Genomic DNA, 9,921 nt, shown 5'->3' on the forward strand with positions numbered 1-9,921 from the left:
CTTCATCGTCAGCGGGCGGTCCTTGATCGCGGGCAGGAGATACGGCGAGACCTCGGTGTAGTAGCGGATGAGGTCGGCCTTGGTGTAGCCGTCCTCGGGGAACAGGACCTTCTCGAGGTTCGTCAGTCGTAGGTCGTGACCGTCTATGTGCAAGATCGAAGGCACGCGCATCTTGGGCTCGCTCGCAGCCGCGCCGTTCCCGCTGTGTGACGCGCGTGCCGCCTCGCGGAGCGCGTTCTTCGTCGACTCGCGACGCTCTTCACCGGTGCACTCCTCCGGACTCACGTCGGCGCGCAGGCCTCGGTAGGTCGGATGGCGCAGCGTCCCCTCGCGCGTCATCTCGACATAACGCACCTCGCACACCAGCTCGGGGAGGCACCAGTGCGCCGGCGCGTTCACGCGTGGCTCGGTCGCGAACGGCAGCGTGGGTGACTCGCGTTCTTTGAGCGTCGCGAGAAGCTCCTTGAGCGTGCGCTCGTCGAAACCGGAGCCGACGTGGCCGACGGGGATCAGCTTGCCGTCGCGATAGATGCCGAGGAGCAGCGCTCCGAGCGCCTTCGATCGTCCGCCCTCGCCCTCGGTCCAGCCACCGACGACGCACTCCATCGTGCGGAACGCTTTGATCTTCACCCAGGCCGCGGAGCGTCCGCGCGCGTACGGCGAGTCGAGGCGCTTCGCGATGATCCCCTCGATCGCCTGCTCCTTCGCCGCTTCGAAGAGCGCCGTGCCGGTGCCGATGAACTGCTCCGAGCGGCGTATCGCGCCCATCGGTGTGAGGACCTCGTCGAGCAGACGCTGCCGCTCGCGGAGCGGCTTCCTCCCAAGGTCTTCGCCATCGAGCCACAGCAGATCGAAGACCTCGTAGATCACGGGCGTCGATCGGCGGAGCTTGCGCACCGCCGATTCGTCGCGCACGTGCATCCGTGGCTGCAGTCGCTGGAACGACGGCGCGCCGCGCTCGTCGAGCGCGACGATCTCGCCATCGAAGATCGCCTGGTACCCGCCGGTGTTCGCCTCGGCGATCTGATGCGCCTCGGGATACTGCGACGTGCAGTCCAGCAGGTTGCGGGTCTGCAGCCGCACGACGCCCCCGTCGACGAATGCGATCGTGCGTACGCCGTCCCACTTCGGCTCGAATGCGAAGTCGGGTGAGTCGAAAGGCTCTTCGGCGGTGATCGCGAGCATCGGCTCGATGCGCGAGTCGAGCGGATGGTCCTTCACCACCGGACCGTGCTTGATCATCAGCCAGTCGCGCCCCTCGTTCTGCTTCGTCTTCACCAGGACCCACTCGCCCTCGAGGCGCTTGCCGTGGAACGCGACCTTGTATTCGTCCTCGCTGTCCTTCAGGAGGTCGTACGTGCCCTGATCCCAGATCGTCATCGAGCCCGCGCCGTAGCCATCGGGGATGACGCCGGAGAACTCGAGGTACTCGATGGGGTGATCTTCGGTGTGAACGGCGAGCCGCCTCTTGCCACCCTCGAGCGGCGGGCCCTGCGGCACCGCCCACGATGCGAGGATGCCGCGCATCTCGAGGCGGACATCCCAGTGCAGACGCGTCGCGTGGTGCCGGTGCACGACGTAGCGGCGGGTAGGCTCGGCCTTCGGGCGCTGGCCTTTCGGCTCAGGCGTCCGCTTGAAGTCGCGTTTGCGCTGGTATTCCTCGAGGCTCACCCTTAACTCTCCAGCCAATTCTCGGGGAGGTGCCATGGTGCCGTCCGCGTTCGCCTCGCTCGTCGATTCGTTCCTGAAAGAGGAGTACGAGGACTCCCCGACCCTGGCCTCCAGCCTCGGCCTCACCGAATACGACGAGCGCCTCGACGACACCAGCGCAGCTGCGTACGAGCGGCGCCGCGCGTCGGACCTCCAGTGGCTGGCGAAGTTCCGCGCCGCCGCGGATGACGGACTTGCGCCCGCGGAGCGCATCGACCGGGATCTCCTCGTGTCGGTCCTGCGCGGCCGCGAGCTGTACCACCCGCTCGAGATGTGGAAGCGACAGCCGAACTACTACCTCAATCCGGGACTCAACGGCGTGTTCTCGCTCTTCCTCCACCGGCTGCGTCCCGAGCGCGAGCTGGCCGACGCGGCGGCGAAGCGGCTCGAGGGCGTGCCGACGAATATCCGCGACGGGGTCGCGAATCTCGACCTCTCCAAAACACCGCGCGTGTACGCCGAGCGGGCGCTGGGGCAGGCGAAGGCCGCGGCGCGATACGCGCGCGAGCTCGTGCCGGCCGAGGTGAAGGACGCATCGGCGAAGCAGCGCCTCAGCGAGGCGGGCGCGAAGGCAGCCAAAGCCTTCGACGAGTTCGCGGCCTACCTCGAATCGAACAAGGACCGAGCGAAAGGTGATTGGGCGATCGGCGAGGAGCTCTACAGCGCCCTCCTGCGCGAGAAGGAGCTCCTGCCATTCGGAGCGGCCGAGCTCCGCGAAAAGGGTCGCGAGCAGCACGCGCTCCTCTCGACCGAAGCGAACCGCATCGCGACCGAGATCGACGGCTCCGGCGACTGGGCGAAGACATGCGATCGCCTCAACAAGATCCACGCGCCGACACCAGAAGCGATGCGCGACGAGTACGACGAGTGGACGCAGCGCGCGCGGTCGTTCCTGCGCGACACACAGCTCGTGACGCTCCCGCCTGGTGAGGAATGCAGCGTCGAGCCCTCACCGCCGTTCCAGCGCCCGGTCCTCGCGGTCGCGTCGTACCAGCGTCCGCCGGCGTTCCGGGACACGCTGCACGGGCACTTCTTCGTTCCGTATCCGCCGGACGGCACGCCGCCCGAGGAAGTGCAGAAGCGACTCGAAGGGAACTGCAGTGCCGGGATCCCGACGACGGCGGTGCACGAGGCGTACCCCGGCCACCACTGGCATCTCGTGATGGCGAAGTCGAACCCGTCGCACGCGCGACGCATCTTCGGAACGGCGTACTTCAGCGAAGGCTGGGCCCTCTACGCGGAGCGCGTCATGCGCGAGCAGGGCTTCTTCGCCGATCCGAAGCACCTCCTCTACCAGTACGAGGCGACGATCTTCCGCGCCGCGCGCATCGTCGTCGACACGAGCCTGCACATGGGCGAGATGACCTTCGACGACGCGGTGAAGTTCATGGTCGAGAAGGGCAATCTCACCGAGCCGAACGCGCGCGCCGAGGTCGGCCGCTACTGCAGCTGGCCGACGCAGGCCTCGAGCTATCTCACTGGAATGCTCGAGATCATCGACATCCGCACCCGCTGGCTCGCGCGACACGGCACGTCAGATCGTCCGGCGCTGCGCGCGTTCCACGACGCGATCACGACGGCCGGGATGCTGCCTACGACCCTCGCGGAGAAGGCGATCACCGTGTGAGCCATGGGCCTGGGCGGTAACGCCTTCGCGAGGGCAGCCATCCGAACGCTGGCTACCCGCGCTGCTAGACCATTCCGTCGATGAGGACGCTCGACCCGCTCATCGCCGTGCTGGCGATCCTGGTCGGCATCGCGCTCATCGTCCTCGCGAGGTGGGCGTCGCGGCAGCGCGGTTCGCGGGCCGACGCCTGGATCGCACTGCGCACTGGCGACGTGCTCTTCACGGAGATGCTCGGTGCGTTCCTGGTCGGGTACGCGATCGCGGATCTCTTCGCGTCCGACGACGAACCGGGTGCGCCTCGTCGCATCGGCTTCGGCCGCTTCGGTGGCCGGTTCGGTGGGGCCGGCTCAGCGCTGCCGCTGCCGTTCATGGTCGGAATTGCCGCGGCTGCGGTCGCCGCGCTCACGCGCATCGACTTCAGCGCGTTCTTCCTCCGCAGCCGGCCCGCCGCCCAGGAATCCGAGTACGTCGGCATCAGAGCCCGCGTCATCGCGCACATCCCGGCCGGTGGCGTCGGCGAGATCGCGATGCCCGATGCCCGAGGGAATGTGACGTCCGTGATCGCCACGGCCGACGTGGACCTCAGCGTCGGGACCGCGGTCAGCGTGATCGGCATCCGCGGCCGTCAGCTCGTTGTCAGCGCGGACGCCTCTTGACACGGTAGGCTACGCTTCGCGCGGCAGGCCGCGCGCAAAAGAGACAACAAACGGGGGGTCGCCGATGCCTCGTTCCATCTGGCGAGGGGTCATGAGCTTCGGGATGGTCGCCATCCCGGTGCGCCTCTACCTCGCGACCGAGAGCACGAGCAAGGTGTCATTCAATCTTCTCTGCCCCGAGCACAAAGCCCGCATCAAGAACAAGCGCTGGTGCCCGGAAGGCGATCACGAGGTCGCCTGGGGCGACGTCGTCAAGGGGTACGAGTACGAAAAGGGCAGCTTCGTCGAGCTCACCGACGAGGATCTCGAAAAGCTCCCGCTGCACAGCAGCAAGGCGATCGACATCGCCGGCTTCATCGAGGACAAGGAGCTGCCGGGCGAGCTCTACTACCAGTCCGCGTACTACCTCGAGCCGGAAAAGTCGGCGGCCAAGCCATATGCGCTCCTCAAGCAGACGCTCGAGAAGACAGGTCGCGTCGCCATCGCGAAGTTCGCCCTGCGCGACCGCGAACGACTCGTGTCGGTCCGCGCTCACAACGGCGCGATGGTCTTGAACACGCTCCACTGGCCGGACGAGATCCGCTCGACCGAAGAGCTCGAGCTACCCGAGGACGTAAAGGTCAGCCCGGCCGAGGCGAAGATGGCGGAGAACCTCGTCGGGATGATGGCGATGGACTTCGAGCCCGAGGAGTTCAAGGACGAATACAAGAAAGCACTCATGGAGGTCGTCGAGGCCAAGATCGAGAAGCGCCAGGTCATCGAGGCGCCCGAGCCGGAGGCCGAAACGACCGTCGTGGACCTCATGTCCGCTCTGAAGGCGTCCGTCGAGAAGGCCAAGAAGGGCGAAGTGTCGCGGGGCCGCGAGAGCCGCGGCGGCCACGAGTCGCTCGCGGGCAAGAAGACGACGGCGCGCGAGAAGAGCGCGCGAAAGAAAGCGTCCTAAGCAAGGTCCGCTCGATATGCTCGGCGAGTGCGTCGTGACACGCGCTCGCCGGGCGGCGAGCATCCAACTCTCCTCGAGGTCGCGGACGCGCACGCCGCGCTGCCGCGGGATCTCGCTCCGATGCGGCCGCGCCTCGCCGCCGGCGCGTTCAACTCCCCCGATCACCTCTTCGAGCTGAAGTGGGACGGCATCCGGGCCCTCGCGTCGATGGACGGCGGGCGCCTCCGTGTCGCTGACCGCCACGGGGGTGACCTGCTTCCGCTCGTGCCCGAGCTCGGCCAGCTCCCCATCCCAGAGGGCGCGGTCCTCGACGGCGAGATCGTGGTGTGCGACTCGCGTGGCCGGCCCAGCTACGACCTGCTCACGGGTCGACTTGGTCCCAAGGCGGCCAAACGCGGGCGCGGACCGGTCTTCGTGGCGTTCGACCTCCTGTACGAGGAGCACCGGCCGCTGCTCAACCTTCGGCTCGAGGAGCGCCGCCACCGCCTGACCGCGCTCGGCATCCGCAGCCGCCAGGTCGCGGTCCCCGAGCATCTGGATGAGGACGGCGAACCGTTCCTCGACGTCGTCGCGGAATACGGCCTCGAGGGCATCGTCGCAAAACGTCGCGACAGCCCCTATATCCCGGGTACGCGTAGCGGCGACTGGCTGAAGTGTCACGTCACACCGCGAGCGGACGTCGTCCTGGGCGGGCTCGTCGAAGACGAGAGGCGCGGCGCCGTCCGCGCGCTCTGTGGCATGTATTCAGGCGACCTTCTCTCGTTCGTCGGTGAGGCGTATGTGCAGCCGTATCTCGGCCGCTGGCTCGATGAAGCGACGCGCGACTTCACCGCTGACACGTCCCCGTTCGCGACGCCACTGCCACTGCGGACCGGAATGCGCTGGTTGCGCCCGCGCATCGTCGCCATCGTCGAGCATGCCGGCGAGATCGGCGAACTACGCGACGCGCGCTTTCGCGCGCTGCGCTTCGACGGCCGGCTCGACGACTGCCGCGTCGAAGAGCCGATCGAGATGGAGTCCGCACCCGCGCGCGCCGGGAGCGAGCGCCCGCGCCTCATCGTGCTTCATTCATTGCCGTTCGGACCGGAGTGACCCTCGTCCGCTACCATTAGAAAAACCCCGGAGGTCACTTGAGGGTGCCGAAGTTCGTGTTCGTGACGGGCGGGGTCACCTCCTCTCTCGGTAAAGGCATCACCGCAGCTTCACTTGGACGCATCCTTGCCGCGCGCGGTCTCACCGTCGCGTCGCTGAAGATGGATCCGTATCTCAACGTCGACCCTGGAACGATGTCGCCGTACCAGCACGGCGAGGTCTTCGTCACCGAGGACGGCGCTGAGAGCGATCTGGACCTCGGCCACTACGAGCGCTTCATCGACCGCAACGTCACGCGGGCGTCGAACCTTACGACCGGCCAGATCTACAACGCGGTGATCGCCAAGGAACGCCGCGGCGACTACCTCGGCGCCACCGTGCAGGTCATCCCGCACGTGACGAACGAGATCAAGGAGCGGATCCACCGCGTCGCGCGCGAGCAGCAAGCGGAGCTCGTCGTCGTTGAGGTCGGTGGCACGGTCGGAGACATCGAGTCGCTTCCCTACCTCGAGGCGATCCGCCAGTTCCGCAACGACGTGGGCCGCCAGAACGTCCTCTACATCCACCTCACGCTGCTGCCGCGTGTCGCGACCGGTGAGCTGAAGACGAAGCCGACGCAGCACTCAGTCAAGGAGCTGCGCTCGATCGGTATCCAGCCGGACGTGCTCATCGCGCGCGCGGACGAGCCGATCGATGAGGACCTGCGCGAGAAGATCGCGCTGTTCTGTGACGTCAAGATCGATAACGTCATCTCCGAGCCCAACGCCTGGTCCATCTACGCCGTGCCGCTGATGCTCGAAGAGGCCGGCCTGGGTCGCATCGTCGTCGAGGAGCTCGGGCTTGGAGAGCGCGCCGCTGAGGCGGATCTCGGCGAGTGGCGCTTCCTGGTCGACCGCATCCGCGGCGCGCGGATCCCACTGACGATCGGCCTCGTTGGCAAGTACATCGAGCTGCCGGACGCGTACCTGTCGGTCGCAGAGTCGGTGAAGCACGCGTCGTGGGCGGCCGGCTGCAACGTGAAGCTGGTCTGGATCGACAGCGAAAAGCTCGAGCGCGACCGCGACGTCGAGCCGCTCATCGGCCTCGACGGCATCGTCGTTCCGGGCGGCTTCGGCTACCGCGGCATCGAGGGCAAGGTTCAGGCCGTTCGCTTCGGGCGCGAGCGCAAGGTGCCGACGCTCGGCCTCTGCATGGGCATGCAGTGCATGGTCATCGAGCTCGCGCGCACGGCCCTCGGGACGGAGGACGCGAACTCGACCGAATTCGATGCGTTCACACCGCATCCCGTGATCGACCTGCTGCCCGAGCAGCGCGACATCGCGGACAAGGGCGGCACGATGCGCCTCGGAAGCTACCCCTGCGTGCTCGAGACCGGCTCGCTCGCGGGGCGCGCATACGGACAACCGATCGTGCTCGAGCGGCACCGGCACCGCTATGAGTTCAACAACTCGTACCGCGAGCTGCTCGCCGCACATGGGATGAAGTTCACCGGCCTGTCGCCGGACGGGCGTCTCGTCGAGATCGTGGAGATCGCGGACCACCCGTTCTACCTCGGGACGCAGTTCCACCCCGAGTTCAAGTCACGTCCCAACCGTCCGCATCCCCTCTTCGCGAGTTTCATCGACGCCGCACTGGCCTTCGCACGCGCGAACGGACGAGCGGAAGCGGCACCGATGCTGCAGGAGACGCACCGATGAAGCTATTCCTCGACACGGCCGAATACGAAGAGATCAAGACGGCTGTCGAATGGGGCGTCATCGACGGCGTGACCACCAATCCCACGCTCATCGCAAAGGCCGGACAGGACCACGAGACGCAGGTCAAAAGGATCTGCGCGATCATCGGGAACGTCTCGGCCGAGTGCGTCAGCGAGAAGCGCGACGACATGATCGTAGAGGGCCGCCGCATCGCGGCGTGGCACAAGAACGTGATCGTGAAGGTGCCGCTCACTCCCGACGGTCTCGGCGCCGCCAAGATCCTCGCCGGCGAGGGCGTCCGCATCAATGTCACGCTGTGCTTCTCGGTCAACCAGGCGCTGCTGGCCGCGGCGGTCGGCGCCTACATCATCAGTCCGTTCGCGGGCCGCCTCGATGACATCAACGAGGACGGCATGCGCGTCGTCGCCGACATCGTTTCGGCGTATCGCCAGCAGGAGATCAAGACGAAGGTGCTCGCCGCATCGATCCGCAACCCGATGCACGTGACCCAGGCCGCGCTCGCGGGCGCCGACATCGCGACGATGCCGTTCGCGGTGCTCAAGATGCTCTTCAACCACCCGCTCACCGACGCGGGGCAGAAGAAGTTCCTCGAGGACTACCGGAAGACGCAGGAGGCCAAACCCGCATCGTCGGCGGCCGGCAAGGCAGTACTTCCGTCCCGCTAGAGGCATTGCGCCGCCGCTGATACCGCGGCCACCCATACATTCCCGCGGCAATGACCACCAAACGTTGGGACTTCCGCGACGAGGACCTGCGCCGCTACTCGGTCGAGATCGAGCACGCGGTCCTGACCGGCGACCGCAGGATCATCGTCAACGGACGCGAGGTCTTCCACGGCGGCAAGTTCTTCGACACCGGGGGCGAGCACGTCTTCGACCTCGAGGGGCACAGCGCGCGTCTGCGCATCGGCAGCACCGGCTTTGCGTACAACTACACGCTCGTCGTCGACGGCCTCACGATCCCACCGGAGGGCGCGACGATCCCACGCCCGGCGAGAAGCGCCGCGGCGAATGTGGCCCCGGCGCCCGCACCAGACCGCGTCGCGGCGGAGCAGCCCGTCGTAGCCGCGCTCGCGCAGGGGCCGGACCAAGCGACACTGGAGCGCGTCGCGCTCGTGAAGAAGGTCGAGAACGGCGGCCGCTGGTTCTACTGGATCGCGGGACTCTCGGCGGTGAACTTCGTCTTCTTCGTGCTCGGAAGCGACAACGGATTCGCGCTGGGCACCGTGATCGACTGGTTCCTCCAGGGAATCATCGAAGAGCTGGCGGATCCGTCGTTCGGCTGGATCGCGCACGTCGTCGTCATCGGACTCTTCGCATTCCTCGGCCTTCGCGCGACCGCCGGTGCGCAGTGGGCGTTCGTCGTTGGCGGCCTTCTCTATGCGCTCGACGGCCTCCTGTTCCTGCTTGCCGGTGGCTGGATCGGGATCGTGGTGCACGCCTTCGCGCTCTTCGCGATCGTCGGCGCCATCACCAGCCTGCGTCGGCTCCACAAGACGCCCGCGACCACGCTTCGGTCGTCGACGACGCTGCAGGCGTCCTAACCGCGGCGCGGCGCCTCCGTCAGAAGCAGGTCGCGCAGATCCGCTCCGGCGACACCGCACAGATCCAGAACACACAGGAGTAACGCGGCCTCGTCCGACTCGGCGCGCCCAGTCTTGATCGAGATGTCCGTGGCGTAGAGCGCTTCATACGCGCGCGTGATGTCCGCCTGGCTCACGCCCCGCGCGTACTGGACGTACCGGAAGATCGCACCGGGTGACGACCGGATCGCCTTCGCGATCTTCTCGGCGTCCTGATTGGTAGGCGACCGCGACGCGAACAGCAGCACGCGGAACTGCCACAGCAGGAGGGCGAGGATCTGCTGCGGGGCGTTGCCATCTCCGAGGAGCCGCTCGAGGAGCGGGACCGCGACACGGTGGTTGTGCTGCACGACGGCCTTCGTGAGCTCGAAGATGTCCGACTCGATCGCGCCGCTCACGAGCGCGCGCACGTCCGCGGCCGTCACCGGCGCGCCGCCGGCGTAGGCCCCCAGCTTCTGCACCTCGTTCTCGATCCGCTCGGTGTCCGGCCCCAGGGCGAACGCGAGGGCATCCATGGCGTCCGGTTGGAGCACCACGTTGTGCAAACGAGCGCGCGCCCCGATCCAGCCCTTCACTTCGAAGGGCGCCAGGCG

At 67.2% G+C, this 9,921-nt stretch carries 9 protein-coding genes; 7 read left to right on the top strand and 2 right to left on the bottom strand.

Translation table 11 applies throughout. From position 1 onward, the window contains the following. The coding region (ligD, locus tag VI056_13215; protein ID HEY6203986.1) for a non-homologous end-joining DNA ligase at positions 1–1,671 on the bottom strand (1,671 nt) is incomplete at its 3' end. A gap of 34 nt (positions 1,672–1,705) precedes the next feature. Here ligD and VI056_13220 point away from each other — a divergent pair. The 7 genes from VI056_13220 (at position 1,706) to VI056_13250 (ending at position 9,289) form a co-directional block, all read left to right on the top strand. Continuing rightward, positions 1,706–3,337 (top strand): DUF885 domain-containing protein, encoded by a 1,632-nt coding sequence (locus tag VI056_13220; GenBank protein HEY6203987.1) that lies wholly within the window; start codon positions 1,706–1,708, stop codon positions 3,335–3,337. A gap of 80 nt (positions 3,338–3,417) precedes the next feature. Next, on the top strand, positions 3,418–3,993 hold the full coding sequence (locus tag VI056_13225) for a hypothetical protein (GenBank protein HEY6203988.1): 576 nt from the start codon (positions 3,418–3,420) through the stop codon (positions 3,991–3,993). A 64-nt stretch (positions 3,994–4,057) separates the two neighbouring features. After that, entirely contained in the window at positions 4,058–4,936 is an 879-nt protein-coding gene (locus VI056_13230) for a Ku protein (protein ID HEY6203989.1), read from the top strand. Positions 4,937–4,963: 27 nt separating this feature from the next. Beyond that, positions 4,964–6,028, top strand: a complete 1,065-nt coding sequence (locus VI056_13235; GenBank protein ID HEY6203990.1) for a DNA ligase — start codon at positions 4,964–4,966, stop codon at positions 6,026–6,028. 44 nt (positions 6,029–6,072) lie between these two features. Beyond that, entirely contained in the window at positions 6,073–7,725 is a 1,653-nt protein-coding gene (locus tag VI056_13240) for a CTP synthase (protein ID HEY6203991.1), read from the top strand. Continuing rightward, on the top strand, positions 7,722–8,411 hold the full coding sequence (fsa, locus tag VI056_13245; GenBank protein ID HEY6203992.1) for a fructose-6-phosphate aldolase: 690 nt from the start codon (positions 7,722–7,724) through the stop codon (positions 8,409–8,411). Before VI056_13240 ends, fsa begins: the two co-directional genes overlap by 4 nt. A 50-nt stretch (positions 8,412–8,461) precedes the next feature. Then, the gene (locus VI056_13250) at positions 8,462–9,289 is read left to right on the top strand and encodes a hypothetical protein (GenBank protein ID HEY6203993.1); all 828 of its coding nucleotides are present in this window, start codon (positions 8,462–8,464) and stop codon (positions 9,287–9,289) included. Here VI056_13250 and holA read toward each other — a convergent pair. Further along, a partial coding sequence (gene holA / locus VI056_13255) for a DNA polymerase III subunit delta (protein HEY6203994.1) occupies positions 9,286–9,921 on the bottom strand: 636 nt, incomplete at its 5' end. The two genes, VI056_13250 and holA, sit on opposite strands and share 4 nt — an antisense overlap.

The organism is Candidatus Limnocylindria bacterium (assembly GCA_036523395.1).
Lineage (GTDB): Bacteria > Chloroflexota > Limnocylindria > P2-11E > P2-11E > CF-39.

Coding starts and splice junctions, on each gene's coding strand:
- VI056_13250 (HEY6203993.1), top strand. CDS start 8,462: ATGACCACCAAACGTTGGGACTTCCGCGACGAGGACCTGCGCCGCTAC.
- VI056_13225 (HEY6203988.1), top strand. CDS start 3,418: ATGAGGACGCTCGACCCGCTCATCGCCGTGCTGGCGATCCTGGTCGGC.
- VI056_13220 (HEY6203987.1), top strand. CDS start 1,706: ATGGTGCCGTCCGCGTTCGCCTCGCTCGTCGATTCGTTCCTGAAAGAG.
- fsa (HEY6203992.1), top strand. CDS start 7,722: ATGAAGCTATTCCTCGACACGGCCGAATACGAAGAGATCAAGACGGCT.
- VI056_13230 (HEY6203989.1), top strand. CDS start 4,058: ATGCCTCGTTCCATCTGGCGAGGGGTCATGAGCTTCGGGATGGTCGCC.